Below are 26,540 nucleotides of genomic sequence, written 5' to 3'. Positions count from 1 at the left end.
CCCAACCCAGCCCGGCCCCGCAGGCACGGTGCCGCCGGGCGCGGGCGCGGGCATGGGCATGGGCGTGACAGGTCAGCCCTTGATCGCGCCCTGCATGATCCCGCCCACGATCTGCCTGCCGAACAGCAGGAACGCGATGAGCAGCGGCAGCGTGCCGAGGAACGCGCCTGCCATGATCACCGCCTGGTCGGGGACGTAGCCGGTCCCGAGCGAGTTGAGGGCGACCTGCACCGTGGGGTTCTGCTGGTTGAGCGCGATGATCGGCCACAGGAAGTCGTTCCAGGCCGCCACGAACGTCAGCAGCCCGAGCACGGCCATCGCGGGGCGCGCCGCCGGGAAGACCACGTGCCACACGACGCGCAGACTGCTCGCGCCGTCCACCCGCGCGGCCTCGATCAGCTCGTTGGGCAGCGCCTGCACCAGGTACTGCCGCATGAAGAACGTACCGAAGGCGCTGACCAGGGTGGGCAGGATGACCGTCTGCAGCTGGTTGGACCAGCCCAGGTCGCTCATCCACAGGTACAGCGGCACGACCGCCAGCTGCGGCGGGATCATCATGGTGCCGATGGTCAGCAGCAGCAGGACGTTGGAGAACTTGAACTTCAGCTTGGCGAAGGCGAATCCGGCGAGCGTGGAGAACAGGACCGTGCCGACGGTGATGGTCCCGGCGACGATCGTGCTGTTGAGCATCGCGGTGCCGAGACCCGCCTCCTCCCACGCGGACTGCAGGTTCTTGAAGAGGTTCCCGCCGATCCACAGCGGCGGCGGTGTCTCGGCGAGCCGCTGGTTGGTGCGCGAGGCCGCCACCACCGTCCACAGCAGCGGCGCGAGTGAGACGAGCGCGAAGACGGACAGGACGACGTACGTGAGGGGACCCGCGTGCAGCTGCTTGCCCGCGCCGAGCAGCCGACGGCGCCCGGAGCCGCCCCCGCCGGTCCTGCCGCCCTTCTCCACCGCGTCCCTCTCCACCTGAGAGGGCGTCAGTTCACTTGTGGTCATTGGGACTTCCTCAGCCGTCGGGTGATCAGCAGGTTGATCGCGCCGATGATCAGCAGGATCAGGAACATCGTCCAGGCGATCGCGGACGCCTTGCCGAGGTTGCCGATGATCCAGCCCTGGTCGTACATGTACAGGCCGAGCGTCTGGTACTGGTGCTCGGAGCCGCCCTTGGAGCCGCTGACCCCGCCGAACAGGAGCGGTTCACCGAACAGCTGCGTCGCGCCGATGGTGGAGACGACCACAGTGAACAGGATCGTCGGCCGCAGCATCGGGATCGTCACATGGCGGAACTGCTGCCAGCGGCCCGCGCCGTCCAGAGCGGCCGACTCGTACAGGTCGGCGGGGATCGCCTGCATCGCCGCCAGATAGATCAGCGCGTTGTAACCGGTCCACCGCCAGATCACGATCGAGGAGACGGCGAACTGCGAACCCCAGGTGGACTCACGCCAGTTGACCGGGTCGACCCCGACGAAGTGCAGCAGCCAGTTGATCATGCCGCCGTCCCAGGAGTACAGCAGCACGAACACCAGGGTCGCCGCCGCCACCGAGGTGGCGTACGGGGTGAGCATCACGACCCGCCACACGGTCGAGCCGCGCAGCTTGTAGTTGAGCAGGTGCGCGATACCGATCGCCATGATCAGCTGCGGCACGGTCGAGATCACACCGATGGTGAGGGTGTTCTGCAGCGCTCCCCAGAAGAAGTCCGAGGACAGCAGGTTCTCGTAGTTGTCCAGGCCCACCCAGGTCTGCTGGTCCAGGTTGGACAACTGCACGTTGTGCAGCGAGTACCAGGCCGTGTAGAGCAGCGGGATGAGCCCGAAGGCACCGAAGAAGACGAAGAAGGGGGTGATGAACGCGTACGGCGACGCCTTCATGTCCCAGCGGTACAGCCGACGGCGCCAGGAGTCGGCGCCCGGGGGCGGTGTACCGCGACCGGGAGCGCGGCGCGCCGCGCCCGGCTGGTCACCGGGCGCGGCGTCGGCGCTCGACGCGGATCGCGCGAGAGCCTCCTTGGAGCTGGTCACTGGCCCAGCACGTCCTTGATCTCCTTGTCGGCCGCGTCCCAGCCCTGGTCCGGGGTCTTGCCCTTCTGCTCGACCTGAAGGATGCCGATGTCGGTGATGGCGGTACCGATCGGCTGGTCCTTGACGCCGAAGATCTGCGTCGGGATGGTCTTGGCCGAGTCGGAGAAGATCTGGGTGATCGGCGCGTCGGAGAAGAAGGCCTCGGTGGCGGCCTGCGGCTTCAGGGTCGAGTACGCCGACGGGGTCGACGGGAAGCTCGCCTGCTTGGCGAAGACCTTCGCCTGCTGTTCGGGGGCGGTCAGCCACTTCGCGAGCGCGACGGCCTCCTTCTGGTGCTTGCCCGCCGTGGGTACGCCGATGAACGAGCCGCCCCAGTTGGCCGCGGTGGGTGCCGCCGCGACGTCCCAGTTGCCCTTGCCGGCGTCACCGGACTTCTCCTGGATGTAGCCCAGCATCCACGCGGGGCAGGCCACCGTGGCGAAGCCGCCGTTGGCGAAGGCCTGGTCCCACGGCTTGTCGAACTGCTTCAGCTTCGCCGACATGTCGCTGGTGGCCACCTCCATCGAGGCGTCCCAGGCCTTCTTCACGCCCGTGGACTTGTCCCAGATGACGTTGCCGTCCTTGTCGTAGTAGCGCTCGCTCTCGCCACCGAGTGCCGCGTTGTAGATCGAGGAGGCGGAGTCCACGAACTTGGTGCCCTTGGGCGCCTTCTTCATGTAGTCCTTGCCGACGTCGACGTACTTGGACCAGTCGCCCTTCCACTGCGCGGCGAGCTTGGTGCGGTCCGTCTCCAGGCCGGCCTTCTCGAAGAGGTCCTTGCGGTAGCAGACCGCCATCGGGCCGATGTCGGTGCCGAGCCCGATGGTCTTGCCGTCCTTGGTGGTGGCCTGTGCCGTCTTCCAGTCCAGCCACTGGGACTTGTCGACGTCCTTGCCGAGGTCGACGAACTTGTCGGCCTGGGTCTGCACCGCCTCGGCGACGTTGCCGATCTCGATCGCCTGGATGTCGTCGGTACCGGAACCGGCCTGCAGACGGGTGAGGGTCTTCGGCCAGTAGACGTCGGTACGGGTGGTGACGTTCTCCTTGATCGTGATGTCGGGGTTCTGCTTCATGTACTCGTCGTAGAGGCCGGCCTGCTTGTAACCGAAGACACCGAAGGTGCCGATGGTCAGCGTGGTCTTGCCGCCGCCGCTGCCGCCGTCCGAGTCGGACGAGCTGTCGTCCGAGTCCTCGGCGCAGCCGGCCAGCAGCCCCGTCGTCAGTGCGGCCACGGCCGCCAGGGCCATCAGCCTGCGGGATCCGCGGGTACTCGTGCGCATGTCGTCCTCCTGTTGCCTGACGTGCCGACCCCCCGGCCAACTGCGTTGTTGGGCCCGTTTGTTCATGCTGCGGCTCGGGCGGGGAACGTGCGGGATGTGTATGTGTCAGGTACTGTGGGAGCGCTCCCACAGGTGATGTGTTGAAGGTTCGTCGCTCGGCGCGGGGGTGTCAAGGGAGAGGGCGCCGGTTGATGTCTTCAGTTATCGGGCTGTTAGCTAAGGCCGTCGGGGACCGGTAGGGCGGGTCTTCGGCGGCGTTCGGCGGGGCGGGGCAGGGGCTCGGGGTGATCCCCGGGTGACCCCCGAGTGACCTCCGGGCGGTTCCCGGGCGGTCCCCGGAGTGAGGTCTTGGCCGGGTCGAGGACCGGGTTCCGGATCGGATCCCGGACCGGGTCCCGGACTGGGATCCGGGTCGGGTCCCGGACTGGGGTTGAGCGGGTTTCCCGGTGGGGTCCGCGCGGGTTTCCGAGTGGGTTCCGGAACGAGGGCCCGGGTGGGGCCCGAGCGGATTCCGAAGCGGAGGTCCGAGTGGGGTCCGGACCGGTCGTCCGGTCGCGGGGCCCGACGCGTGGCAGGGTGCCTGCGGGGTGCGGCCGTGGCTCCGAGGTGTTCTCCTCGGCCGCCCGGCCCCGGTCGCGGCTGTTAGATTCCAGGCCAGACGCGGTGTCAACCGTGTCGGACGGGAGGCGGACCATGGCAGTCCACGGAGCGCGGAGCCGGAGCGGCGGGCGGCCGACCCTTGAGGAGGTCGCCGCGCGCGCCGGTGTCGGCCGCGGCACGGTTTCCCGTGTGATCAACGGCTCCCCGCGGGTCAGCGACGCCACCCGGGCGGCCGTCGAGGCGGCGGTCGCGGAACTGGGCTATGTGCCGAACACCGCCGCCCGTGCCCTCGCGGCCAACCGCACCGACGCCATCGCCCTGGTCGTCCCCGAGCCCGAGACCCGCTTCTTCGCCGAGCCGTACTTCTCCGACATGCTGCGGGGGGTGGGCGCGGCGCTCTCCGAGACCGAGATGCAGCTGCTGCTGATCTTCGCGGGCAGCGACCGGGAGCGGCGCAGGCTGGCCCAGTACCTGGCGGCCCATCGCGTGGACGGGGTTCTGCTGGTCTCGGTCCACGCGGACGACCCGCTTCCTGATCTGCTGTCCCAGCTGGAGATCCCCGCGGTGATCAGCGGTCGCAGGTCGGCGGACGAGACGCTGCCGTCCGTCGACTCGGACAACTTCGGCGGCGGCCGTTTCGCCGTCGAACACCTCATCGCGCGGGGTCGTCGCACCATAGCCCACCTCGCGGGCCGCCTCGACGTGTTCGGCGCGCAGCGCCGTGTCGACGGCTACCGCGCCGCGCTGCGCGACGCGGGCCATGAGGTCGACGAACGTCTCATCGTGCCCGGGGACTTCACGGAGGAGGGCGGCCGGCGCGCGATGACGGAGCTGCTCGCCGTCTGCCCGACGCTGGACGCGGTCTTCGCCGGGTCGGACGTGATGGCGGCCGGCGCGCGGCAGGTGCTGCGCGAGGCGGGCCGCCGTATACCGGACGACGTGGCCCTCGTCGGGTACGACGACTCGGCGATCGCCCGCCACATGGATCCGCCCCTGACGAGCGTGCGCCAGCCGATCGAGGACATGGGCCGGGCGATGCTCGGCCTGCTGATGGACGAGATCGCGGACCGCCGCCCGGCCGTCTCCCGGGGTCTGGAGCGCCGGCAGCTGGTGCTTCCGACGGAGCTGGTGGCGCGGGACTCGTCGTAGGCGCGGGCGCGGGGCGGTGGCTGGGGTTCCCGTCGCGTCGCCACTGTTCCCGTGGTGTTCCCACGGGAGCCGGACACGAGGAAGGCCCGGCCTGGTTTCCCAGGTCGGGCCTTCGATCGTTCAGGGTGAGTGACGGGACTTGAACCCGCGGCATCCTGGACCACAACCAGGTGCTCTACCAGCTGAGCTACACCCACCATGACCGGCATTTGCTGCACTGACCGGCCGAGAAAAAGTGTACAGGGTCCGAAGGGGTGCTCGCTCCCGCCTTTCTCGCGGGCGCTACCGCGGGAGCTACCGTGCGGGCAGGACGTGCTTGGCGGCGATGGCGCGGGCCGTCTCCGAGTCGGGTCCGGGCTGCGGGACGAAGACCGCCTCGCGGTAGTAGCGCAGCTCCGCGATCGACTCGCGGATGTCGGCCAGCGCGCGGTGGTTGCCGTTCTTGTCGGGGCTGTTGAAGTACGCCCGGGGATACCAGCGCCGCGCCAGTTCCTTCACGGAGGAGACGTCGACGATGCGGTAGTGGAGGTACTCCTCCAGGGTCGGCATGTCCCGCAGCAGGAAGCCCCGGTCGGTGCCCACCGAGTTCCCGCACAGCGGGGCCTTGCCCGGGTCCTTGACGTGCTCACGGATATAGGAGAGGACCTCCTCCTCCGCGGCCGCCAGGGTCGTGCCCGCGGCCAGCTCGTCGAGGAGCCCCGAGGAGGTGTGCATGGTGCGCACCACCTCCGGCATCGTCTCCAGCGCGGCGTCCGGCGGACGGATCACGATGTCCACCCCCTCCCCGAGCACATTGAGCTCGGAGTCGGTCACCAACGCGGCCACCTCGATGAGCGCGTCCTCCGACAGCGAGAGACCGGTCATCTCGCAGTCGATCCACACCATGCGATCGTTCATGGCCTCACCCTACGGCCCCCCACCTCCGCCGGGCAGGCCCGGGACCTCGGCAGTCGTGATCACGGTCGTACTGCGGTCGCCTCGCGGCCGTGACCACGGTCGGGCCCGCGACCGGTACGGCGCCAGCCCCGGACCACAACGGGGTCCGGGGCCGGCGCACGACGCCGTCGCGTGCCTACGGCGCGCTCCGCTGGCCCGGCAGGCTGTGCCGCCCGGCCGCGTACAGTTCCGCACCCGTGCGTCCCGCGTCCATGCGTCCCGCGTCCGGCCGGCCCGCGTCCGTGGGCACGGACGACGTCGCCGGGCCGACCGCGTGGGCGGCCGCCGTACGACGGGTCTGGAACGGCACGGGCGCCTCCGGCTGGAGCACCGGCGGTGCGGGCGGTGGCGGGCCGTCCGGATCCGTCTGCTTCTCACCCTGCGGGCGGCGCGCCCGGTACGCGGCGCGGTACGCCGCCGGTGAGGAGCCGAGCTGGCGGCGGAAGTGCCCGCGCAGCGCCACCGGCGAACGGAAGCCGCAACGCCCCGCGACCTCGTCCACCGAGTAGTCGGACGTCTCCAGGAGCCGCTGCGCCTGGAGCACCCGCTGAGTGATCAGCCACTGCAGGGGAGCGCTCCCGGTGAGCGAACGGAAGCGGCGGTCGAACGTACGCCTGCTCATGTACGCGCGTGCCGCCAGCGTCTCCACGTCGAACTGTTCGTGGAGGTGCTCCAGTGCCCAGGCGACGACCTCCGCGAGCGGGTCGGCGCCGATCTCCTCCGGTAAAGACCGATCGAGATAGCGCTCCTGGCCGCCACTGCGCCGGGGTGGTACCACCAGTCGGCGGGCCAGTGCCCCGGCTGCCTCGTTCCCGTGGTCCGTCCGCACGATGTGCAGACAGAGGTCGATCCCGGCCGCGGTGCCCGCCGACGTCAGCACGTCGCCGTCGTCCACGAACAGCTCGCGGGGATCGACGTGCACCGACGGGTAGCGCTTGGCCAGCGTCGGTGCGTACATCCAGTGCGTCGTCGCGGGACGGCCGTCCAGCAGTCCCGCCGCGGCCAGGACGAAGGCGCCGGTGCACAGCCCGACTATGCGGGCACCTTCCTCATGGGCGCGGCGCAGTGCGTCGAGCGCCTCCTCCGGGGGCGGTGAGGTGATCGACCGCCAGGCGGGCACGACAACGGTGCCCGCCCGGGAGATCGCCTCCAGCCCGTTCGGCGCGGTGAGTTCCAGGCCCCCCGTGGTCCGCAGCGGACCTTCCTCACCTGCGCACACCAGTAGTCGGTACCGCGGCACGCCGGCGTCCTGGCGGTCGATCCCGAACACCGACAGCGGTATGGAACTTTCGAAGATGGGGCCGCCGCTGAACAGCAGCACCGCGACGATCTCCTTGCGGCGTCGCCCGGAAAGTTTCCGGGCCGCGGCTTCTGGCGCGGCAGTGGAGTCGTGGCTCATCCTGCTAAGCCCCCCTCGGTGGTCGCGGCTCCTCGGTTGTGTCGCTCCTGCACGTTTCCCCTCGGTCCTGCACGAGTCCCCCGCCGTAAGACGTCAAGATCGAATCTACTGTGTCGCGTGGTGCCGAGGTGGCCAGTTCAGCACTCGGCAGATTGTCGACATGGCAACTTGGCGTGAAGCATTCGATCACGAAGCGTTGCACTCGTGGGCCGTACAGGGAAGTGCGCCTCGTCCCCGTGGCCGGTCCCAGTAGGGTGCGGGCACCCTACTGGACGCTTTCGGTGCAGGTCGAACGGGGGTTGGGGGCCAGTTCGGCCAAGGGGTGCACAGGGTACAGAAGTTGGCTGAAAAGCAACGGGCGCGTGCGCGCAAACCGGTCAGTCAACCGGCGTATTTCCACCGACGTACCGGCCCTGTCGACGCTCGCCTGCCCCGGTTCCGCCGTGCCACTCCTGATGCGGTGTCCGCTCTTCCGCGCGCAGCCGCGCCGCGCCGCGTTCGGACCGGCGCAGCAGCGCGCGGCAGGCGCCGGTCACGGCGGCGAGGCCGAGGGCCGTGCCGGCGGCGCCCGCCAGGGAGGCGCCGTATCCGACGAGGACGACCGGAACCAGGACACAGCTGAACGCCGCCCAGCGGACCACTTCGCTCACCGTCGCGTCCGGCGCGGGGCGGGCGCCGGTGCCTGCGCCCGTGCCCGTGCCGGCACCGGGGCGGGGGGTGGTCGAGGGGCGTCCGGACACGGTGGGGCCTTTCTGTGTTCCCTGCTTCCCCGCTTCCCTGAAGCGGTGGCTCATCCCGGTTCAACGCGTGTTCGAGCGGGCGGTCACGGGGGATTCCGACGGGGTGTGTGTCGGGGGCGGGGCGCTGGGGGTGGGCGGGGGCCTCTGAGGGGCGTCGCGCTACCCCGTTCGGTGGAAGCCTGGGTAAATCGCCTGTACGAGGCAGCAACCATTGCGTTACGGGCGGGCTCTCGGGCATGCTCCGGGGAACCCTCCCGCGGCGAGAGCGGGATCTGGGCGGAGGAGGCGTGCCGCCGTACCCTTGGGGGTATGGGGTTGGGAAGATGATTCCCGGACACAGCTCCGCTGCTCCTGTCGACCCACCAAGAGGATCCGAACGCCGAGACACCCATGGCCGGTCACGAATTCGAACCTGCGGACCGCAAGCGCCCCGTCGCCGACCCCACGGCGGCCGAGCCCTTGGCGGCGGAAGAGACACGCCAGTCCTGCGACCCAGCCTTCAAGCACGGGGTAGTCGTGGGTTTCGACGGCTCGACGTCCAGTGAGCGCGCCCTCGCGTACGCGATCGGCATGGCGTCCCGCCTGGGGTCCGGCCTGATCATCGTGCATGTCGCCAACCGGCTGCCGACCACGGTGTGGGCGGGCTGCGAGCCCCCGGTCTTCGTCGACGTGCCGGACCATCGCACCGAGGTGCTCGGTCTCGAGCTCGCCTGCGCGGACTATCTGGCCGAGGTTCCCTGGATCCTCGTCGAGCGCGGCGGCGACATCTGCCACGAGCTCGAAGAGGTGGGGCAGGAGTACGAGGCCGACGCGATCGTCGTCGGATCGACCCACGGCATCGTCGGGCGCATCTTCGGCTCGGTCGCGGGCCGGCTCGCGAAGCGCGCGAAGCGGCCCGTGGTCGTCATTCCCTGACGGGGTGTTCAGGCTCTGGGTCAGGGTCTGGGTCGGGTCTGGGGTAGGGGCAGGGGCGCGGGTGTCCGGGATGCAGGTGTCCAGGGATGCGGGTGTTCCGGGACCTCACCTGAGCGCTGGGTGAAGGCCAACTCCCCTTGTGCGGACCGTGTGTGGGCCCATGGGTGGCCCGTTTCGTGGCGCGTTCCGTGCAGCCGAAAACCTACTCACGCGTATAGGTGTTCGTGTACTTGTGAAGGGCATATAGGGGGCACGGTCCTTCGTCGTTCTCACGACGCGCTGCCGGCCGGGGCGTGACGGTCACCGGGCAGCGGCAGCCAGCCGGGGTAATGGGCGACCCCGGCGAGACGGGTCCCCCGTGGCTGGTGGCACACGAGGGGGCCCGTCCTCCTTTTGTTTTGCGCCAGAGCCGGCGCCGTTCCCGGCGGAGGGCTGGCGGGAGTTCTACTCCACCGTCACCGACTTGGCGAGGTTCCTGGGCTTGTCGATGTCGCGGCCCAGGGCCAACGCCGTGTGGTAGGCGAGGAGTTGGAGGGGGATGCCCATCAGGATCGGGTCCAGTTCGTCCTCGTTCTTCGGGACGACGATCGTCTGGTCGGCCTTCTCCTGGTGCCGGTGGGCCACGGCGAGGATCCTGCCGCTGCGCGCCTTGATCTCCTCCAGGGCCGCGCGGTTCTTCTCCAGCAGGTCGTCGTCCGGGACGATCGCGACCGTCGGCAGCGCGGGCTCGATCAGCGCGAGCGGGCCGTGCTTCAACTCCGAGGCGGGGTACGCCTCGGCGTGGATGTACGAGACCTCCTTCAGCTTCAGCGAGGCCTCACGCGCCACCGGATAGCCGCGGACCCGGCCGATGAAGAGCATCGAGCGCGCCTCGGCGTACCCCTCGGCGAGCTTCTTGATCTCCTCCTCCTGGTCGAGGATCTCGGTGATCTGGGCGGGCAGCCGGCGCAGGCCCTCGATGATCCGCTTGCCGTCGGAGACCGACAGGTCACGGGTGCGGCCCAGGTGCAGGGCGAGCAGCGCGAAGGCGACCGTGGTGTTCGTGAAGCACTTGGTGGAGACCACGCACACCTCGGGCCCGGCGTGCACGTACATCCCGCCGTCGGCCTCGCGGGCGATGGCCGAGCCGACCACGTTCACGACGCCGAGGACCCGGGCGCCCTTGCGCTTCAGCTCCTGCACGGCGGCCAGCACGTCGTACGTCTCACCGGACTGGGACACCGCCACGTACAGCGTGTCGGGGTCGACGACCGGATTGCGGTAGCGGAACTCCGAGGCGGGCTCGGCGTCCGCGGGGATACGGGCCAGCTCCTCTATCATCTGGGCGCCGATCATGCCCGCGTGGTACGAGGTGCCGCAGCCGAGGATCTTCACCCGGCGGATCTTGCGGGCCTCCCGGGCGTCCAGGTTCAGCCCGCCCAGGTGCACGGTCGAGAACCGGTCGTCGATCCGGCCGCGCAGCACCCGGTCCACGGCCTCGGCCTGCTCGTGGATCTCCTTGTGCATGTACGTGTCGTGGCCGCCCATGTCGTACGAGGCGGCCTCCCACTCCACGGTGGTCGGCTCGGCCGTCGTACGGGTGCCCTCGGTGGTGTACGTACGGAAGTCGTCGGCCTTCAGCGTCGCCATCTCGCCGTCGTCGAGCGTGACGATCTGGCGGGTGTGGGTGACCAGCGCGGCGATGTCCGAGGCGACGAACATCTCCTTCTCGCCGATGCCGAGGACGACCGGGGAGCCGTTGCGGGCGACCACGATGCGGTCGGCGAAGTCGGCGTGCATCACGGCGATGCCGTACGTGCCCTCGACGAGCCGCAGGGCCTCGCGGACCTTGTCCTCCAGCTTCTCGGCCTGGGAGCGGGCGACGAGGTGGGTGAGGACCTCGGTGTCGGTCTCCGAGAGGAACGCGACGCCCTCCGCCTCCAGCTTCTTGCGCAGGTCGGAGGCGTTGTCGATGATGCCGTTGTGGACGACCGCGACCTTGTTGTCGGCCGACATGTGCGGGTGGGCGTTCTCGTCGGAGGGGGCGCCGTGGGTGGCCCAGCGGGTGTGGGCGATGCCCGTGGTGCCGGCGAAACGCTTGGGGACGCGGGCCTCCAGGTCACGGACGCGGCCCTTGGCCTTGACCATCTTCAGACCGGCCGTCTTCGGCGACGTCACGACGAGCCCCGCCGAGTCGTAGCCGCGGTACTCCAGACGCTGCAGCCCTTCGAGGAGGAGCGGCGCCACGTCGCGCCTGCCGATGTATCCCACGATTCCGCACATACAGAGGGTTCCTAGCCGTAGACGATGCGGCGCACCTGCCTGAGCGTGAGCTCGGGCGGTGCGACCGCGCGGTATTTGAGGTCCGCCGTGATCCGTTCGAAGATCGTCGAGTTGACCAGGCCCTGCGCCTGGAGCTCCCGGTGGCGGCGACGGACGTAGTCCTCGGTCGTCTCGTCGAAGTAGGCGAGCACGTCCTGGACCACCCGCAGCGCCTCGCCCCGGCTGAGGGGTGTGGAGCGCGTCAGGTGATCAACAAGTTCGTCGTGCACCCGTCGATCCTGAGGTAAAGCGCGCGCAATCGCAAGAATCCTGCCCGATATCGGGCAAGAGGCTGTTGAAACTCTCATGGGAACCTGTTCGGGCCCTGTGTGTACCTCGACAGGTCCGCTGGCGGCTCGCTCCGCCGGGGTACGTCGTCGACCGCCGGCCCGGTGGGGGCTGGTCGCGCAGTTCCCCGCGCCCCTGGGGGGTGGGGGTCGAGGTGTGCGGGTCGGGGTGTGCTGTCATTCGTGGCGCCGGTTCTCTCGGGGTGGGGTGAAAGCAGGGGCGTAGCCCCGCTTTCAGGGGCGCGGGGAACTGCGCGGTCAGCCCCCACGGACCCGCGGTCGACGACGCACCCTGCCCTACATCCCCCGCAGGATCGCCTGCTTGGCCAAGGTGAACTCCTCGTCCGTCAGGACACCCGAGCGGTGCAGGTCCCCCAGTTCGCGGAGGCGGCGCAGCAGCACGTCGTGGTCCGCCCCGGCGGGGGCCGGCTGCTCCGGCGAAGGGCCCGGACCCGCGGCGGGCGCCGACGGGTGGGGAAGGCGGGCCTGGACCGCCGCCGCCACCAGGGCCATCAGCGGGTCCTTCTTGAACCCCCACAGCTCCACCGCGTTCGGGTCGTACTTCGGCGGAGCTTTCGTCGGCGCACCCCGGACCGTGAACCGCAGATGTCCGTTCTCCAGGCCGACCGAGGGCTGCCACTCCACGGCCTGGATGTCGCCCAGCGCGAGCGTCCGGGCGCCGGTGGCCGACTTCGCCTCCTCCGTCTTCCAGTTCCACTCCAGCCGGACCCGCTCCCCGTCGAAGCTCGCGGTGCCGTCACCCGCCGAGACCGACAGGGGCACGGCGGGCCCCGGTAGCAGATAGCGGTCGACGGCCCCGGCCGGCACCTCGTCCAGGAGCAGCGCGTTGCGTATCTCGTCCACGAAGTACTCGGCGACGCCGTACCGGTCCGACTCCACCGTCAGGTGGTACGGGTCGGCGGACTCCGCGAGCCGGCCCCCGGTCGCCTGGAGCAGCGGGTCCGCGCCGTCCCGCAGCCGCAGCCTGAGCCGGCCGGACTTCTTGCCCTGCTCGAACGAGATCCCCGCCAACGCGCCGAGCGGGACGGTCAGTTCACCCAGCGTCTTGCGCAGCAGGCCGACGTTCTTGTCGCGGCCCGGCACCAGCCGCAGGGCGTCACCGTCGAAGGTCCACGTGCCGTCCCGCTGGATGATTTCCGCCATGAGGGGGATTGTTTCACCGGCTCTGCGGGAGAGTGGTCTATACCCATTCGAAGGGAGCGCATGTGAGACAGCACAGAACGCCCCGTCTGCTCGGTACGCTGTTGCTCGTGGCAGCCGCCGGTATCTCCGTGGTCGGCGCGGCACCGTCCGCGCCCGGCCCCACCGTCACGCCGCTGAGCCGGGTCGTCCCGGCTCCCGCCTCGGTCGAACTGGGCGGTTCCCCCTACCGGATCACCGGCGGTACGCGCATCCGCGTGGACGACTCCCCGGAGGCCCGCCGCGTCGCCTCGTACCTCGCCGGCGTGCTGCGCCCCGCTACCGGCTACCGGCTCCCGGTCACGGACGACCCCGGCCGCGACGGCATCCGGCTCCACCTCACCCGCAAGGACGCGGCTCTGGGTGCGGAGGGCTACCGGCTGACCAGCGGCAAGGGCGCCGTCACCATCACGGCCAGGGAGCCCGCCGGGCTCTTCCACGGCGTGCAGACCCTGCGCCAGCTGCTGCCCGCCGCCGTCGAGAAGGACTCCGAGCAGCCGGGCCCCTGGCCGGTCGCGGGCGGCACCATCACGGACACCCCCCGCTACGCCTACCGCGGCGCGATGCTCGACGTCTCCCGGCACTTCTTCACCGTGGACCAGGTCAAGCGCTACATCGACCAACTCGCGCTCTACAAGATCAACACGCTGCACCTCCACCTCAGCGACGACCAGGGCTGGCGCATCGCCGTCGACTCCTGGCCACGCCTCGCCCCGTACGGCGGATCCACGCAGGTCGGCGGCGGCGCCGGCGGCCACTACACGAAGGCCCAGTTCAAGGACCTCGTCCGGTACGCCGCCGCGCGCCATCTGGAGGTCGTGCCCGAGATCGACATGCCGGGCCACACCAACGCGGCGCTCGCCTCGTACCCGGAGCTGAACTGCGACGGCGTCGCCCCGCCGCTCTACACCGGCACCGAGGTCGGCTTCAGCTCGCTGTGCGTCGACAAGCCGGTGACGTACGACTTCGTGGACGACGTGATCCGGGAGCTGGCCGCGCTCACCCCGGGCAAGTACCTCCACATCGGCGGCGACGAGGCCCACTCGACGAGCCATGAGGACTACGTGGCCTTCATGGAGAAGGTCCAGCCGATCGTCGCGAAGTACGGCAAGTCCGTGATGGGCTGGCACCAGCTGACCGCGGCGAGCCCGGCGCGGGGCGCGCTGGCCCAGTACTGGGGCCTGGACGGTACGAGCGCCGCCGAGAAGGAGCAGGTCGCGGCAGCCGCACGGGCCGGCACCGGGGTCGTCCTCTCCCCGGCCGACCGGGTCTACCTCGACATGAAGTACACCGCGGACACGCCCCTCGGCCTCGACTGGGCGGGCCTGGTGGAGGTACGGCGGTCGTACGACTGGGACCCGGGCACCTACCTTCCCGGTGTGCCGGGCTCGGCCGTGCGCGGGGTCGAGGCGCCGCTGTGGTCGGAGACCCTCACGACCTCGGCGAACATCGAGTACATGGCGTTCCCGCGGCTGCCCGGGGTGGCCGAGCTGGGCTGGTCGCCGGCCTCGACGCACGACTGGGACGGCTACAAGGTGCGGCTCGCGGCGCAGGCACCGCGGTGGGACGCGCTGGGCATGGAGTACTACCGGTCACCGCAAGTGCCGTGGCCCGCACAGTAGTTGCGGCCGATGGGTGAGAACGGGTAGTTGAGTACGGCGGCGGGCGCCCCCTGGGACCGTACGTGGGGACGCCCGCCTGCTCTCGGGGCCGGCTACAGCCCGGCGATGGGGTTCTTCAGCGTGCCGACGAGCTGGAGGGCCCCCGCCGGGTCGGCGAGGTCCACCATCTGCTCGTTGTCCCGCAGCTGGAGCCGGTTGAGGCACGACAGCGCGAAATCGGGCGCGAACATGTCGAACTGCGCGAACTTGTCCGCGAGTTCGGGCGCGGCCGCCTGGTAGCCGCGTACGCAGTCGGCGACGGCCCGCCAGAAGTCGGTCTCCTCCAGGACGCCCTCGCTCGCCAGGTTCGCCGCCAGGAAGCGGAAGTAGCAGTCGAAGACGTCCGTGAAGATCGACAGGAGCTTCTTGTCCTCGGGGACGTCCACGCGCAGCCGCTCCACCGTCGGCGGCAGCACCGCGTCCGGGTCCAGCACAGCGATCTCCTCGGCGATGTCCTTGTAGATCGCCCGCTCGACCGCGCCGTCCTTGAGCACCAGGATGACGTTCTCGCCGTGCGGCATGAACACCAGGTCGTACGCGTAGAAGCTGTGCAGCAGCGGGGTGAAGTAGGCCCGCAGATAGCGGCGCAGCCACTCCACCGGTGTCAGCCCGGAGCGCTCGATCAGCGCGGTCGCGATCGAGGAGCCCTCGTGGTCGACATGGACGAGCGAGGCCATGGTGGCCAGGGACTCGCCGTCCCGGAGGGAGGGGACCGGGCTCTCGCGCCACAGGGCGGCGAGCATCTTGCGGTACGGGGAGTAGCGGTCGGTGGCGGCCTCGTACTCCAGGTGCCGGTAGCCGACGGCCGCGCGCTCGCGGATGATCGACAGGCCGGTCGACCTGAACAGCGGGTCGTTCGCGATGAGTTGGGCGAGCCAGTCGTTGATGGCCGGGGTCGCCTCCATGTACGCGGCGGACAGGCCGCGCATGAAGCCCATGTTGATGACCGACAGGGCGGTCTTCACATAGTGCTTCTCGGGCTCGCTCCGGTTGAAGAACGTCCGGATCGACTGCTGGGCCAGGTACTCGTCGTCGCCCTCGCCCAGGCACACCAGGTGCCCGCGGGCGATCTCGGCGGCGAAGGTGACCGTGAGCTTGTTCCACCACTGCCAGGGGTGGACCGGGATGAAGAGATAGTCGGCCGGGTCGAGGCCCTGGTCGCGGAGCGTGCCGTGGAAGCGGTCCACGGTCTCCTCGCCCAACTCGCCCCGCAGGAACGACTCGTACTCGATGCCCACGCCCGCCGTGAACGCCGCCCGCGACCGGTGTGCGGCCAGCCAGACCAGCCGCACCGGGCTCGCGGTCTCGGGTGCGTACGAGAGGTACTCGTGGATCCCGAAGCCGAGCCGCCCGTTGTTGGCGACGAAGCACGGGTGGCCCTCGGTCATGCCCGTCTCGATCTCCTGGAAGCCGCTTGCCGCGAGCTCGGCGGCGGTGAGCTGGGGTTTGGTGAGCTTGTAGCAGGTGCCGGAGAGGGTGGAGGAGATCTCCTCCAGGTAGACCGGCAGCACCTTGTCGCTCAGGCCGAGCGATTTCTGCAGCTCGACGAAGAAGTCCAGGGCGGCGAGCGGGAGTTCGGCGCCGTCGCGGCTCCGGGTGATGGACTCGGCGTCGATCTGCCAGTGGTCGAGGGCGCGGCGGGTGGCGGTGAAGCGGTAGCGGGTCAGCCCGTCGTCGCTGCGGACGACGTACGCGCCCTCGTCGCCCTCGCCGTCCTTGTCGCTCCCGGTGCTGTCGACGCTGCCGGTCGCCTCGGGGGTGATCAGCCGCTCGTGGGCGAACTCCGCGAGGGCTTTGCGGACGAGGAGGCGGTTGGCCCGGTCCCAGCGGTGGGGGGACAGATGCGCCACGGCGTCGGACAGGGTCATGGGGAAACTCCTCGTGCTCCTCGATTGGTGTGGCTGCGCCGGTTCAGGAAGCTCTCACGCGTACAGAAGGACAGCAGCGCGCGCTTCTCCGGCTTGTCGATCTCACGCTCGGGGACGAAGCCGACGGCCTCGTTCAGTGCGTGCACCGCCGTGTTGCCGACGTCCGGCTCGACGACGATCCGGCGGGTGCGCGGGTCGGCGAACAGCTCGTCCAGCACGGCGACGATGACGGCCCGGGTGAAGCCGTGCACGGGCCGGTCGGTGGGGGCGACCAGGAAGTGCATCCCGACGTCACCGGGCTCGGGCTCGTACAGCCCCACCAGCTCGATGTACCGGGGGTCGTACTTCTCCATCACGAACGCGGGCCGCCCGTCGTGGAATCCGAGGTACGCGTGATGGTGCTCGCTGGCCGCCACGGCCATGTACTCGCGCTCCACGTCCTCCAGCCTGGCGTCCTGCATCAGCCAGTACGCCCCCTTGGGATGCGTCAGCCAGGAGTGCAGCAGCTCGGCGTCCTTGAGCGGGTCGAGGGGGCGCAGGCTCAGCGCGCCGACGGTGCCGCCCACGGCGTGGCCGGTTCCGGCGGCGCTCATACGGCGAACTCCTGGAACGCGATGGACTTCTCCACCGGGTAGTACTCGGTGCCGAGCAGCTCCCGGATGATGGAGGCGTTGCGGTACGCGCCCATGCCGAGGTCCGGTGAGGTGATCGAGTGGGTGTGGACGCCGGCGTTCTGCAGGAAGATGCCCCGGCCGCTCGTGTCGATGGCGTAGTTGCGCGCCACGTCGTGGTTGCCGTGCTCGTCGTAGCGGATCCGGTCGCGCACCGGCGCCAGGAACGCGGGCTCCACGTACGCGTAGCCGGTCGCCAGGATCAGGCCCTCGGACCGCAGCTCGTACTCCTTCTCCTGCTCCTCCTGGCGCAGGCCCAGGGTGTACGTGCCGTTCTCGTGACGGGCCGTGCGCAGGGCCGAGTTGGTGAGCAGCCGGGTGGGGACCGGGCCGCCGAGGTTCTTCTGGTAGAGCAGGTCGAAGATGGAGTCGATCAGCTCGCCGTCGATGCCCTTGAACAGGTTCTTCTGCTCCGTCTGGAGGCGGTAGCGGGTCCGCTCGGGCAGCGCGTGGAAGTAGTCGATGTACTCAGGTGAGGTCATCTCCAGCGTGAGCTTGGTGTACTCCAGCGGGAAGAACCGCGGGGAGCGGGTGACCCAGTTCAGCCGGTAGCCGTGGACGTCGATCTCGCTCAGCAGGTCGAGGTAGATCTCCGCGGCGGACTGCCCGCTGCCGACGAGCGTGATCGACTCCTTGGCCTGCAGCTCCCGCTTGTGCTGCCGGTAGCGGGAGTTGTGGATGAAGTCACCGCCGAGCTCCGCGCACGCCTCGGGGATGTACGGGGGCGTGCCGGTGCCGAGGACGAGATGCCGGGCGCGGTACTCGTCACCGGTGGCGGTCCGGACGACGTACACCCCGGCCGCTTCGGTCCCGCCGTCCACGCCACCCTCGTACGTCACCTGCGTGACCGTCGTGCTGAAGCGGACACTGGAGAGTTTCGAGGCGGCCCAGCGGCAGTAGGCGTCGTACTCGACGCGCAGCGGGTAGAAGTTCTCGCGGATGTAGAACGAGTACAGACGGCCCGATTCCTTCAGGTAGTTGAGGAAGGAGTACGGGGACGTCGGGTCGGCCAGGGTGACCAGGTCCGACAGGAACGGGGTCTGGAGGTGCGCGCCCTCCAGGAACATCCCGGAGTGCCACTCGAAGTCCGGCTTGGACTCCAGGAAGACACCGTCGAGTTCGTCGATCGGCTCGGTGAGGCAGGCGAGGCCGAGGTTGAAGGGGCCGAGTCCGATACCGATGAAGTCGTGGACCCTCACGGCTGGTTCAGGATGCGCGGTCAAGGGACTCTCCCAGGTACTGCTCGGCATGGCCGGCGATCAGATCGAGTACGGCGGAGATGTCGTCCGTCGTGGTCTCGGGGTTGAGCAGGGTGAATTTGAGGAAGTGGCGGGCGCCGACCTTGGTGCCCGCGACCACCGCGTCACCGGAGGCGAACAGGGCCTTGCGGGCGTACAGGTTGGCGCGGTCGATCTCGGCCGGGTCGGTGACGGCGGCCGGGATGTAGCGGAAGACGAGGGTGGACAGGGACGGGGCGACCACGACGTCGTAGCGCGGGTCGGAGGCCAGCAGCCGCCAGCCGGCCTCCGCCAGGTCGCAGACCTCGTCGAAGAGTTCGCCGATGCCGTCGGCGCCCATCACGCGCAGCGTCATCCACAGTTTCAGGGCGTCGAAACGGCGGGTGGTCTGCAGGGACTTGTCGACCTGGTTGGGGATGCGCTCCTGCACCATGCGGCGCGGGTTGAGGTACTCCGCGTGGTAGGTGGCGTGGCGCAGGGTGGCCGCGTCGCGGACCAGGACGGCGGACGAACTCACCGGCTGGAAGAAGGACTTGTGGTAGTCCACGGTCACGGAGTCGGCGTGCTCGATGCCGTCGATGCGGCGCCGGTTCTTCAGGGAGGTGAGCAGTCCGCAGCCGTACGCCGCGTCCACGTGCAGCCAGGCGCCGAACTGCTCGCACAGTTCGGCGATCTCGGGCAGCGGGTCGATGGAGCCGAAGTCGGTGGTGCCCGCGGTGGCGACGACGGCCATGGGGACCAGGCCGTCGCGGCGGCAGCGTTCCAGCTCGCGGGCGAGTACGACCGTCTGCATGCGCTTGTCGTTGCCGACCGGGACGGTGACCACGGAATCCTGGCTGAGTCCGAGGAGTTTCGCGGACTTCCGCACGCTGAAGTGGCTCGCCTCGGAGGTGAAGATCCGCAGTTTGGCGTGCGAGTCGCTCTTCGCCTCCTCGCGGGCGAGCAGCAGCGCCTGGAGGTTGGACTGTGAGCCGCCGGAGGTGAACACGCCGTCGGCGGCGGGGCCGAACCCGATGCGCTCGTTGGTCCAGTCGATGAGCCTGCGCTCGATGAGGGTGCCGCCGGCCGACTGGTCCCAGGTGTCGAGGGAGGAGTTGACGGCGGAGAGGACCGCCTCGCCGACCACCGCGGGGATGACCACCGGGCAGTTGAGGTGGGCGAGGTAGCGGGGGTGGTGGAAGTAGACCGCGTCCCGGAGGTAGACGTCCTCCAGTTCGTCGAGCACCGCGGTGGTGTCGTGCAGCGGCTTGTCGAGGTCGATCCGTTCGATGCGGGGGGCGAGGGCGTCGACCGTGACACCCGTGAACGGCCGTTCGGTGGTGGCGAGTTTGGCCGCCACCCGCTCTATTCCTTCGGTCACGCAGCGGCGGTACCGCTCCGCGGTCGTGTCGTTGAGCAGGTGCGAGCGCATGGGGGAGTCCTCCGGGGGCGGGAGAGGGACGGGCGCAGGGACGAGGCGTGGGGGCGCCGTGCGACTTGAGGAACTTAGGTTAGCCTAACCTAAGTTCCTGAGGGTGTCCGCCCCACCCGTCACCTCTGTGACACTCACCTCCCCGGCCTCACTCGCCTCTGTCACGCAGCTGCTCCTCGCTCAGTCCGCGCCGCCAGTAGCCGACGAACGTGACCCGCGTGCGGTCGATCTGGCGCTCCCGTACGAGGTGGCGCCGCAGCTCCTTCACACACCCGGCCTCGCCCGCGATCCAGGCGTACGGGGCCTGGGCGGCGGGGAGTTGCGCGGCGCGGATCGCTTCCAGGGCGGTGGGGGAGCCTTCGTCGCGCACGAGCCAGGTGATCTCCAGGTCGGTGGCGTTGGCGGTGGCGTTGGCCGTGGCGGTGACGGCGGTGGGCAGGACGCGGTCGCCGGTGTGCGGGACCTCCAGCCAGACGCGGGCCCTGGTCCCGGCGGGGAGGGACTCCAGGATGGCCGAGGCGGCGGGCAGGGCCGTCTCGTCGGCCCAGAGGAGGACGAGATCGGCGTCGGCGGGCGGCCGGAACCGGATCGCCCCGTTGTCGGCGACGGAGGGGCCGAGCAGGGCGACGCGGTCGCCGGGCCGGGCGTCGGCGGCCCAGCGGGAGGCGGGGCCGGCAGGGGCAGCGGGGCCTGTAGGGGTGCCGGGTTCCGTGCCGTGCAGGACGAAGTCGATGTCGATCTCGGTGGTGGCCCCGTGCGCGTCCTGGCGGAGGGCGCGCAGGGTGTACGAGCGCATGACGGCGCGTACGTCCTCCGCGGTGTCGATCCAGGCCTGGCGCCAGCCGTCGCCGTACTCCATCGGCAGGACGGGCTCGCGCTGCCCCGGGCGCGGGAGGAAGAGGGTGAGGCTCTGGTCCCGGCCGTCGGAGGCGAAGGCGTGGAGGTCGGGACCGGCGAAGGTGACCCGGGCCAGGGACGGGCTCAGCCGCCTCGTCCGTGTGACCTGAAGGGTGAAGATACGGTACGGGGCGGCTGTGGCCGTCGGCATGTTCGGCTCCTTCGCTCCGCCGGGCGGGCGGAGTGGGGGTGCGTGGGGTGCGTTGGGCGGGGTCGGGCCGGTCGGTGTGAAGGCCCGTGACCGTCAGGCGACCTTCTTGGCCTTTTCGATGGCCTCGGCGAGGTTGTCGAGCATGGGGGTGCACTTGTCGTAGGAGAGGATCGGCTCGGGGGTGCGGGCGATGACCTGGCCGGCCTTGACGGCGGGCAGCTTCTTCCAGGTCGCCTCGGTGATGTCGGCGGGCTGGATGGTCGCGGTGCGGTCGTCCATGATGATGATGTCGGCCGGGTACGTGTCGACGTTCTCCCAGCTGAGGTTCTCGAACCAGCCGCCGCTGGCCTTCAGGGTCTTGGCGGGCGGCTCGACGAGGTTCACGCCGAGGGCCTTGAAGTACTCCAGGTCGACGGAGAGGTTCGAGCCGGACACGTAGAAGATGTCCTGGCTGGCGGAACCGGCGAGGACCTTGATCTCCGGGCGGGCCTTGGCGGCCGCGCGCAGTCGCTCGGCGGCGGTCTCGAAGTCCTTCTTGGCCTGGACGGTCTTGGCGGCCTGCACGTCCGCGCCCAGCGACTCGGCGAGCGCGAGCATGCGCTCCAGCGGCTTGGGCAGCTGGCGGTCGTAGACGGAGATGCCCACGCTCGGGGCCAGCTTGAGGATCTTGTCCTTGGACTCCTCCGGGACGTACCAGAGGGTGCCGGCGTCGTCGAACATGGTGGAGAGCAGGACGTCGGGGGCCAGGGCCGCGTACTTCTCGATGTTGAACTGGCCCCACTCGTTGCCGAGGACCGTCAGCTTGCTGATGTCCATGTCGCCGGCCTGGACGTCGGCCTTGCCGTCCTTGGTCCTGGTGGGCCCGAAGACGCCCTTGACCTCGATGCCGTAGTCGAAGAGGGCGGCGGCGACACCGGTGAACGCGACGATGTTCGCCGGGGTCCTGTCGGTCTTGGCCGTCGTACCGCGGTCGTCCTTGAAGCTCCAGGGCCCGGACCCGGCGGCCTTCGTCCCGTCCGCCGAGCCACCGCTTTTCGGCTCGTCGTCACCGCAGGCGGCCAGAACGGCACCGAGGCCGAGGGCCCCGCCGGCGGCGAGAACACCGCGTCGGGTGAGGTGGGTGGCACGGGCGTTGGACATGGCGTGGCTGCTTTCGAACAGGGCGGATGACCCACCGGACAAGTGCGAAGGTAGGTTAGCCTAACCTCATCACTTGTCCAGGAGCCGGGTTCCACCTGCCGAAACGCCCGGAGCGGCCTGCGGGGGTCACCCAGACCCATCGCCTCATGTGCTGAGCTGACCATGCGGCGGAACGTCATGCCTTCAGTCGGACGAGTGACCTTGCCGTCGGGCTGTGACGCGGATGTCGGGCTTCGGGTTGAGGTGTGTCAGGGGTGAGCGGGGCTCAGGTCGGCAGGCCCAGTTCCCTGGCGATCAGCATGCGTTGGACCTCGCTCGTGCCCTCGCCGATCTCCAGGATCTTGGAGTCGCGCCACATGCGGGCGACCGGGTACTCGTTCATGAAGCCGTAGCCGCCGTGGATCTGGGTCGCGTCGCGGGCGTTGTCCACGGCGATCGTGGAGGAGTGGAGTTTGGCGAGTGCCGCCTCCTTCTTGAACGGTTCGCCCGCGACCAGGCGGGACGCCGCGTCGCGCCAGGCCAGGCGGGCCGTGTACGCCTTCATCTCCATGTCCGCGATCTTGAACTGGATCGCCTGGTTCGCGCCGATCGGGCGGCCGAAGGCGTGACGTTCCTTCGCGTACTTGACCGACTCGTCCACGCAGCCCTGCGCGAGGCCCGTCGCCAGGGCCGCGATGGCGATGCGGCCCTCGTCCAGGATGCGGAGGAACTGCGCGTAACCGCGCCCCTCGGTGCCGAGCAGGTTCGCGGCCGGGACGCGGACGTCCACGAAGGACAGCTCGCGGGTGTCCGAGGCGTTCCAGCCGACCTTCGAGTAGGGGGCCGCCACTGTGAAGCCCGGGGTGCCCGACGGGACGATGATCGAGGAGATCAGCGGCCTGCCGTCCGGCTTCCGGTCCGTGACCGCGGTGACGGTCACCAGGCCCGTGATGTCCGTCCCCGAGTTGGTGATGAAGCACTTGCTGCCGTTGATCACCCATTCGTCCGTCGCCTCGTCCAGACGCGCCGTCGTACGCGTCGCGCCCGCGTCCGAGCCGCCGTCCGGCTCGGTGAGACCGAACGCGCCGAGCAGCTCGCCCGAGCAGAGGCGCGGGAGCCACCGCGCCTTCTGCTCCGGCGTCCCGAAGAGATGGATCGGCATCGCGCCGAGCGACACCCCCGCCTCCAGGGTGATCGCCACCGACGAGTCGACCCGCGCCAGTTCCTCCAGCACGATGCCCAGGGCCAGGTAGTCGCCGCCCATGCCGCCGTACTCCTCCGGGAACGGCAGCCCGAACAGGCCCATCCGGCCCATCTCACGGACGATCTCGTACGGGAACTCGTGCCGCTCGTAGAAGTCCCCGATCTTCGGCGCCACGACATCGCGGGCGAACTCCGCGACCGTACGCCGGAGTTCGTCGAGTTCGGGGGAGAGGCGGTGGTCCAGAGGCATGCGGATCAGTCCTTGTGGGAGAGGGCACGGACGGTGCGGGACGGGCTGGGTCGGCCCAGTTGTTCGGCCATCCACCCGCTCGTGGCGGTGAGGAGGCCGAGGTCGACCCCGGTGTCGATGCCGAGGCCCGTCAGCATCCACACGAGGTCCTCGGTGGCGAGGTTGCCGGTGGCGCTCTTCGCGAACGGGCAGCCGCCGAGGCCGCCCGCGGAGGCGTCCACGGTCGTGACGCCGTGCTGGAGCGCCGCCAGGGTGTTGGACAGCGCCTGGCCGTACGTGTCGTGGAAGTGCACGCCGAGGGCGGGAGTGGGGATGCCCTCTTCGCCGAGCGCGGTGAGGAGAGCGCGCACGTGTCCCGGGGTCGCCACGCCGATCGTGTCGCCCAGGCTCAGCTCGTCGCAGCCCATGTCGAGCAGCGCCCGGCAGACCCGTACGACCTGGGGGACGGGCACCGGCCCCTCCCACGGGTCCCCGAAGCACATGGACAGGTAGCCGCGCACATGGGCGCCCTCGGCCCTCGCCCGCTCGACCACCGGCTCGAACATCGCCAGTGACTCGTCGACGGTCCGGTTGAGGTTGGCCTTGGCGAAGGACTCCGTGGCGCTGGCGAACACCGCGACGCGGGTCGCGCCGAGGGCCAGGGCGCGGTCCAGGCCCCGCTGGTTCGGGACGAGGACCGGCAGGCGCACCGTGGCCGCGAGATCCCGTACGAGGGGGAAGAGCTGCTCCGCGTCGGCCAGTTGGGGCACCCACTTGGGGTGCACGAAACTCGTCGCCTCGACGGTGGTGAGGCCCGCGGCGGCCAGCCGGTGGACGAACTCGGCCTTCGTCTCCGTCGGGACGGCCGTCTTCTCGTTCTGCAGGCCGTCGCGGGCGCCGACCTCGTGGATACGGACCCTGGTGGGAAGGCCGTCGGCAGGTACGGCCATGGGCAGCCCGAGGCGGGGTTCGGGCTCGGGTTCGGGGTTGGGGTTGGGGTTGGGGTTGGTCATGCCGACTCCTCCTGCGGTTCCTCCTGTGGTGCGACCACGGCCAGGATCTGGTCCATGGCGACCGTCGTGCCGGGGGTGACGTCCAGTTCGGTGACGGTGCCGGCGTGCGGGGCGGAGACGACGTGCTCCATCTTCATCGCCTCCACCACCAACAGGCTCTGTCCGGCGGTGACGTGGTCCCCGACGGCGACCTTCACGACGGTGACCGTGCCGGGCATGGGCGCGGTGAGGGAGCCCGCGCCCGTGTGCGCGGCGCCGGTGAGGGAGGCGGCGACGGGGTCGTGGTCCAGGACGTTCCACGCGTCGCCGTCCCGGCCGAGCCAGGTGCCGGCGTGGTGGAAGGTGTGGGTCAGGCCGTTCAGGTGGAGGGTGAGGGGGGAGGGGCTTTCTTCTTCCCCAGCCCCGCCCCTTCCCGAAACCGGGGGCAGGCCCCCGGACCCCCACGAGATCCAGGCTGCGCCACCGACCGCACCGACCGCGCCGACCGCGCCGACCGCGCCGCCGGGCGCAGGGTGCGCGGGGGCTGCGCCCTCAGCCCCCTCCACTCCGTCTAGTCGGAACTCCATTCCCTCCGCCGTGTTCCGCACACGCACCGTCACCGCGTCGTGGCCGGGCACCCTCAAGTGGTGCACCGTCCAGGCGGGTTCGCCGCCCAGGCGCCAGCCGCTCGGTACGGAGAAGGGGTCGGTCCAGCCACTCGGTGCGTCCGGCACGGGGGTCTGGGGGCGCAGCCCCCAGTTTCGGGAAGGGGCGGGGCTGGGGAAGAGACCTGCCTGTCGCAGCAACCCACCCGCCACATACACCTCCGGGGGAACCTCCCCCGAGGCCCCCGAGTCCCCCGAGACCAGCCCCTCCACCTCCCGCTCCACCAACCCCGTGTCCAACTCCCCCGCGACCACCGCCGGATGCCCCAGCAACCTCCGGAGGAACCCCGCGTTCGTCTGGACCCCCAGCGTCACCGTCCCCGCCAACGCCCCGCGCAGCCGCCGCAGCGCCGTCGCCCGGTCGGGCCCGTACGCGATGACCTTGGACAGCATCGGGTCGTACAGCGAGCCGACCTCCGTGCCCTCGGTGAGGCCCGAGTCGGTGCGGACCCCGTCGCCCTGGGGCTCGTACAGCCGCAGCACCGTCCCGCCGGACGGCAGGAATCCGCGCGCGGGGTCCTCCGCGCAGACGCGGGCCTCCACCGCGTGCCCGGTGAGCGTGATGTCCTCCTGGGCGAAGCCGAGCCGCTCGCCCGCCGCCACCCGCACCTGCCACTCCACCAGGTCGAGTCCCGTGACCAGCTCGGTGACCGGGTGCTCGACCTGGAGGCGGGTGTTCATCTCCATGAAGTAGTACGAGGCCGGATCGGTGCCGGGGACGATGAACTCCACCGTGCCCGCGCCCGAGTAGCCGCAGGAACGGGCCGCCTGGACAGCGGCCTCGCCCATCGCGGCGCGGGTCTTCTCGTCGAGGAACACGCTCGGTGCCTCCTCGATGATCTTCTGGTGCCGGCGCTGGAGGGAGCACTCGCGCTCGCCCAGGTGCACCACGTTGCCGTGGCCGTCCGCCAGGACCTGGATCTCGATGTGCCGGGGGCGGTCGACCCACCGCTCGACGAGGAGGGTGTCGTCGCCGAAGGAGGCGCGGGCCTCACGCCGGGCGGCGGCGATCTCGTCGCCGAGAGCGGCCGCGTCCCGCACCAGGCGCATGCCCTTGCCGCCACCGCCGGCCGACGGCTTCAGGAGCACCGGCAGGCCGATCTCCCGCGCGGAGTCGGCCAGTTCGGCGTCGGTGAGGCCGCTGCCCGACGAACCCGGGACCACGGGTACCCCGGCCGCCCGTACCGTCTCCTTGGCGCGGATCTTGTCGCCCATCAGCGCGATCGCGTCCGCCGGGGGGCCGATGAAGACAAGCCCGGCGTCGGTGCACGCTCGCGCGAAGTCCGCGTTCTCCGCGAGGAAGCCGTATCCGGGGTGCACCGCCTGGGCGCCGGTGCGGGCGGCGGCCGCCAGCAGGCGCTCCGCCGACAGATAGCTCTCGGCGGCCGGCGCGGGACCGATGCGGACCGCCGTGTCCGCCTCGCGCACGTGCCGGGCGTCGGCGTCCGCGTCGGAGAAGACCGCCACCGAGCGCACGCCGAGCGACCGCAGTGTCCGGATGACCCGGACGGCGATCTCGCCTCGATTGGCCACAAGTACCGTGTCGAACATCGTCGCCTCGTCCT

The 26,540-nt window shown here is 70.3% G+C and carries 21 protein-coding genes and 1 tRNA gene; 3 read left to right on the top strand and 19 right to left on the bottom strand.

Annotated elements, in window-relative coordinates; genetic code table 11:
- Positions 1 to 72: 72 nt before the first annotated feature.
- From ACLVWQ_RS28130 to ACLVWQ_RS28120, 3 genes are read right to left on the bottom strand one after another with little or no spacing between them, the layout of a single operon-like run.
- Positions 73 to 999: a carbohydrate ABC transporter permease gene (locus ACLVWQ_RS28130; protein ID WP_414112002.1), complete on the bottom strand. Its 927-nt coding sequence runs from the start codon at positions 997 to 999 to the stop codon at positions 73 to 75.
- The gene (locus ACLVWQ_RS28125; protein WP_414112001.1) at positions 996 to 2,024 is read right to left on the bottom strand and encodes a carbohydrate ABC transporter permease; all 1,029 of its coding nucleotides are present in this window, start codon (positions 2,022 to 2,024) and stop codon (positions 996 to 998) included. Before ACLVWQ_RS28125 ends, ACLVWQ_RS28130 begins: the two co-directional genes overlap by 4 nt.
- The gene (locus ACLVWQ_RS28120) at positions 2,021 to 3,343 is read right to left on the bottom strand and encodes an ABC transporter substrate-binding protein (protein WP_414112000.1); all 1,323 of its coding nucleotides are present in this window, start codon (positions 3,341 to 3,343) and stop codon (positions 2,021 to 2,023) included. Before ACLVWQ_RS28120 ends, ACLVWQ_RS28125 begins: the two co-directional genes overlap by 4 nt.
- Before the next feature lie 693 nt (positions 3,344 to 4,036).
- Between ACLVWQ_RS28120 and ACLVWQ_RS28115 the strand changes: the two genes are divergently transcribed.
- Positions 4,037 to 5,092, top strand: coding sequence for a LacI family DNA-binding transcriptional regulator (locus ACLVWQ_RS28115; protein ID WP_414111999.1), 1,056 nt, complete (start codon positions 4,037 to 4,039; stop codon positions 5,090 to 5,092).
- A 124-nt stretch (positions 5,093 to 5,216) separates the two neighbouring features.
- On the opposite strand, the gene ACLVWQ_RS28110 is transcribed toward ACLVWQ_RS28115, so the two are convergent.
- From ACLVWQ_RS28110 to ACLVWQ_RS28095, 4 genes are all read right to left on the bottom strand, one after another.
- Positions 5,217 to 5,289: transfer RNA gene (locus tag ACLVWQ_RS28110), tRNA-His, on the bottom strand.
- A gap of 97 nt (positions 5,290 to 5,386) precedes the next feature.
- The gene (orn, locus tag ACLVWQ_RS28105) at positions 5,387 to 5,989 is read right to left on the bottom strand and encodes an oligoribonuclease (protein ID WP_414111998.1); all 603 of its coding nucleotides are present in this window, start codon (positions 5,987 to 5,989) and stop codon (positions 5,387 to 5,389) included.
- 175 nt (positions 5,990 to 6,164) lie between these two features.
- Positions 6,165 to 7,427, bottom strand: coding sequence for a helix-turn-helix domain-containing protein (locus ACLVWQ_RS28100; protein WP_414111997.1), 1,263 nt, complete (start codon positions 7,425 to 7,427; stop codon positions 6,165 to 6,167).
- Positions 7,428 to 7,804: 377 nt separating this feature from the next.
- Positions 7,805 to 8,167, bottom strand: coding sequence for a hypothetical protein (locus ACLVWQ_RS28095; protein WP_414111996.1), 363 nt, complete (start codon positions 8,165 to 8,167; stop codon positions 7,805 to 7,807).
- A 390-nt stretch (positions 8,168 to 8,557) separates the two neighbouring features.
- Here ACLVWQ_RS28095 and ACLVWQ_RS28090 point away from each other — a divergent pair, with 390 nt between their 5' ends.
- A complete protein-coding gene (locus ACLVWQ_RS28090; protein WP_414111995.1) occupies positions 8,558 to 9,082 on the top strand; it encodes a universal stress protein in 525 nt (174 codons plus the stop codon).
- Positions 9,083 to 9,526: 444 nt separating this feature from the next.
- Here ACLVWQ_RS28090 and glmS read toward each other — a convergent pair whose 3' ends face one another.
- The 3 genes from glmS to ACLVWQ_RS28075 form a co-directional block, all read right to left on the bottom strand.
- The gene (gene glmS, locus ACLVWQ_RS28085) at positions 9,527 to 11,344 is read right to left on the bottom strand and encodes a glutamine--fructose-6-phosphate transaminase (isomerizing) (protein WP_414111994.1); all 1,818 of its coding nucleotides are present in this window, start codon (positions 11,342 to 11,344) and stop codon (positions 9,527 to 9,529) included.
- 11 nt (positions 11,345 to 11,355) lie between these two features.
- Entirely contained in the window at positions 11,356 to 11,613 is a 258-nt protein-coding gene (locus ACLVWQ_RS28080; RefSeq protein ID WP_414111993.1) for a hypothetical protein, read from the bottom strand.
- Between the two features lie 354 nt (positions 11,614 to 11,967).
- Positions 11,968 to 12,834, bottom strand: a complete 867-nt coding sequence (locus ACLVWQ_RS28075) for a DUF4429 domain-containing protein (RefSeq protein WP_414111992.1) — start codon at positions 12,832 to 12,834, stop codon at positions 11,968 to 11,970.
- 62 nt (positions 12,835 to 12,896) lie between these two features.
- Here ACLVWQ_RS28075 and ACLVWQ_RS28070 point away from each other — a divergent pair, with 62 nt between their 5' ends.
- Positions 12,897 to 14,492, top strand: a complete 1,596-nt coding sequence (locus ACLVWQ_RS28070) for a beta-N-acetylhexosaminidase (protein ID WP_414111991.1) — start codon at positions 12,897 to 12,899, stop codon at positions 14,490 to 14,492.
- 92 nt (positions 14,493 to 14,584) lie between these two features.
- On the opposite strand, the gene ACLVWQ_RS28065 is transcribed toward ACLVWQ_RS28070, so the two are convergent.
- From ACLVWQ_RS28065 to ACLVWQ_RS28025, 9 genes are all read right to left on the bottom strand, one after another.
- Positions 14,585 to 16,399, bottom strand: coding sequence for an IucA/IucC family protein (locus ACLVWQ_RS28065; protein ID WP_414111990.1), 1,815 nt, complete (start codon positions 16,397 to 16,399; stop codon positions 14,585 to 14,587).
- Complete coding sequence (locus tag ACLVWQ_RS28060) at positions 16,396 to 16,992, bottom strand: GNAT family N-acetyltransferase (RefSeq protein ID WP_414111989.1); 597 nt, start codon at positions 16,990 to 16,992, stop codon at positions 16,396 to 16,398. Before ACLVWQ_RS28060 ends, ACLVWQ_RS28065 begins: the two co-directional genes overlap by 4 nt.
- On the bottom strand, positions 16,989 to 18,293 hold the full coding sequence (locus ACLVWQ_RS28055; RefSeq protein WP_414111988.1) for a lysine N(6)-hydroxylase/L-ornithine N(5)-oxygenase family protein: 1,305 nt from the start codon (positions 18,291 to 18,293) through the stop codon (positions 16,989 to 16,991). Before ACLVWQ_RS28055 ends, ACLVWQ_RS28060 begins: the two co-directional genes overlap by 4 nt.
- Positions 18,277 to 19,719 (bottom strand): lysine decarboxylase DesA, encoded by a 1,443-nt coding sequence (desA, locus tag ACLVWQ_RS28050; RefSeq protein ID WP_414111987.1) that lies wholly within the window; start codon positions 19,717 to 19,719, stop codon positions 18,277 to 18,279. Before desA ends, ACLVWQ_RS28055 begins: the two co-directional genes overlap by 17 nt.
- 148 nt (positions 19,720 to 19,867) lie before the next feature.
- The gene (locus tag ACLVWQ_RS28045; protein ID WP_414111986.1) at positions 19,868 to 20,767 is read right to left on the bottom strand and encodes a siderophore-interacting protein; all 900 of its coding nucleotides are present in this window, start codon (positions 20,765 to 20,767) and stop codon (positions 19,868 to 19,870) included.
- 93 nt (positions 20,768 to 20,860) lie between these two features.
- On the bottom strand, positions 20,861 to 21,907 hold the full coding sequence (locus ACLVWQ_RS28040) for an ABC transporter substrate-binding protein (protein WP_414111985.1): 1,047 nt from the start codon (positions 21,905 to 21,907) through the stop codon (positions 20,861 to 20,863).
- A gap of 265 nt (positions 21,908 to 22,172) precedes the next feature.
- Positions 22,173 to 23,333, bottom strand: coding sequence for an acyl-CoA dehydrogenase family protein (locus ACLVWQ_RS28035; protein ID WP_414112016.1), 1,161 nt, complete (start codon positions 23,331 to 23,333; stop codon positions 22,173 to 22,175).
- Between the two features lie 11 nt (positions 23,334 to 23,344).
- Entirely contained in the window at positions 23,345 to 24,331 is a 987-nt protein-coding gene (locus ACLVWQ_RS28030; protein WP_414111984.1) for a hydroxymethylglutaryl-CoA lyase, read from the bottom strand.
- Positions 24,328 to 26,526, bottom strand: a complete 2,199-nt coding sequence (locus ACLVWQ_RS28025) for an acetyl/propionyl/methylcrotonyl-CoA carboxylase subunit alpha (protein WP_414111983.1) — start codon at positions 26,524 to 26,526, stop codon at positions 24,328 to 24,330. Before ACLVWQ_RS28025 ends, ACLVWQ_RS28030 begins: the two co-directional genes overlap by 4 nt.
- Between the last annotated feature and the right edge of the window lie 14 nt (positions 26,527 to 26,540).

Origin of the sequence: Streptomyces sp. CWNU-52B, assembly GCF_047444975.1 — a bacterium.
Lineage (GTDB): Bacteria > Actinomycetota > Actinomycetes > Streptomycetales > Streptomycetaceae > Streptomyces.
Note: the sequence above shows the minus strand (reverse complement) of the source record. Positions and strands in the feature narration are given on the sequence as shown.

Coding starts and splice junctions, on each gene's coding strand:
- ACLVWQ_RS28130 (WP_414112002.1), bottom strand. CDS start 999: ATGACCACAAGTGAACTGACGCCCTCTCAGGTGGAGAGGGACGCGGTG.
- ACLVWQ_RS28120 (WP_414112000.1), bottom strand. CDS start 3,343: ATGCGCACGAGTACCCGCGGATCCCGCAGGCTGATGGCCCTGGCGGCC.
- ACLVWQ_RS28115 (WP_414111999.1), top strand. CDS start 4,037: ATGGCAGTCCACGGAGCGCGGAGCCGGAGCGGCGGGCGGCCGACCCTT.
- orn (WP_414111998.1), bottom strand. CDS start 5,989: ATGAACGATCGCATGGTGTGGATCGACTGCGAGATGACCGGTCTCTCG.
- ACLVWQ_RS28100 (WP_414111997.1), bottom strand. CDS start 7,427: ATGAGCCACGACTCCACTGCCGCGCCAGAAGCCGCGGCCCGGAAACTT.
- ACLVWQ_RS28090 (WP_414111995.1), top strand. CDS start 8,558: ATGGCCGGTCACGAATTCGAACCTGCGGACCGCAAGCGCCCCGTCGCC.
- glmS (WP_414111994.1), bottom strand. CDS start 11,344: ATGTGCGGAATCGTGGGATACATCGGCAGGCGCGACGTGGCGCCGCTC.
- ACLVWQ_RS28075 (WP_414111992.1), bottom strand. CDS start 12,834: ATGGCGGAAATCATCCAGCGGGACGGCACGTGGACCTTCGACGGTGAC.
- ACLVWQ_RS28065 (WP_414111990.1), bottom strand. CDS start 16,399: ATGACCCTGTCCGACGCCGTGGCGCATCTGTCCCCCCACCGCTGGGAC.
- ACLVWQ_RS28060 (WP_414111989.1), bottom strand. CDS start 16,992: ATGAGCGCCGCCGGAACCGGCCACGCCGTGGGCGGCACCGTCGGCGCG.
- desA (WP_414111987.1), bottom strand. CDS start 19,719: ATGCGCTCGCACCTGCTCAACGACACGACCGCGGAGCGGTACCGCCGC.
- ACLVWQ_RS28045 (WP_414111986.1), bottom strand. CDS start 20,767: ATGCCGACGGCCACAGCCGCCCCGTACCGTATCTTCACCCTTCAGGTC.
- ACLVWQ_RS28040 (WP_414111985.1), bottom strand. CDS start 21,907: ATGTCCAACGCCCGTGCCACCCACCTCACCCGACGCGGTGTTCTCGCC.
- ACLVWQ_RS28030 (WP_414111984.1), bottom strand. CDS start 24,331: ATGACCAACCCCAACCCCAACCCCAACCCCGAACCCGAGCCCGAACCC.
- ACLVWQ_RS28025 (WP_414111983.1), bottom strand. CDS start 26,526: ATGTTCGACACGGTACTTGTGGCCAATCGAGGCGAGATCGCCGTCCGG.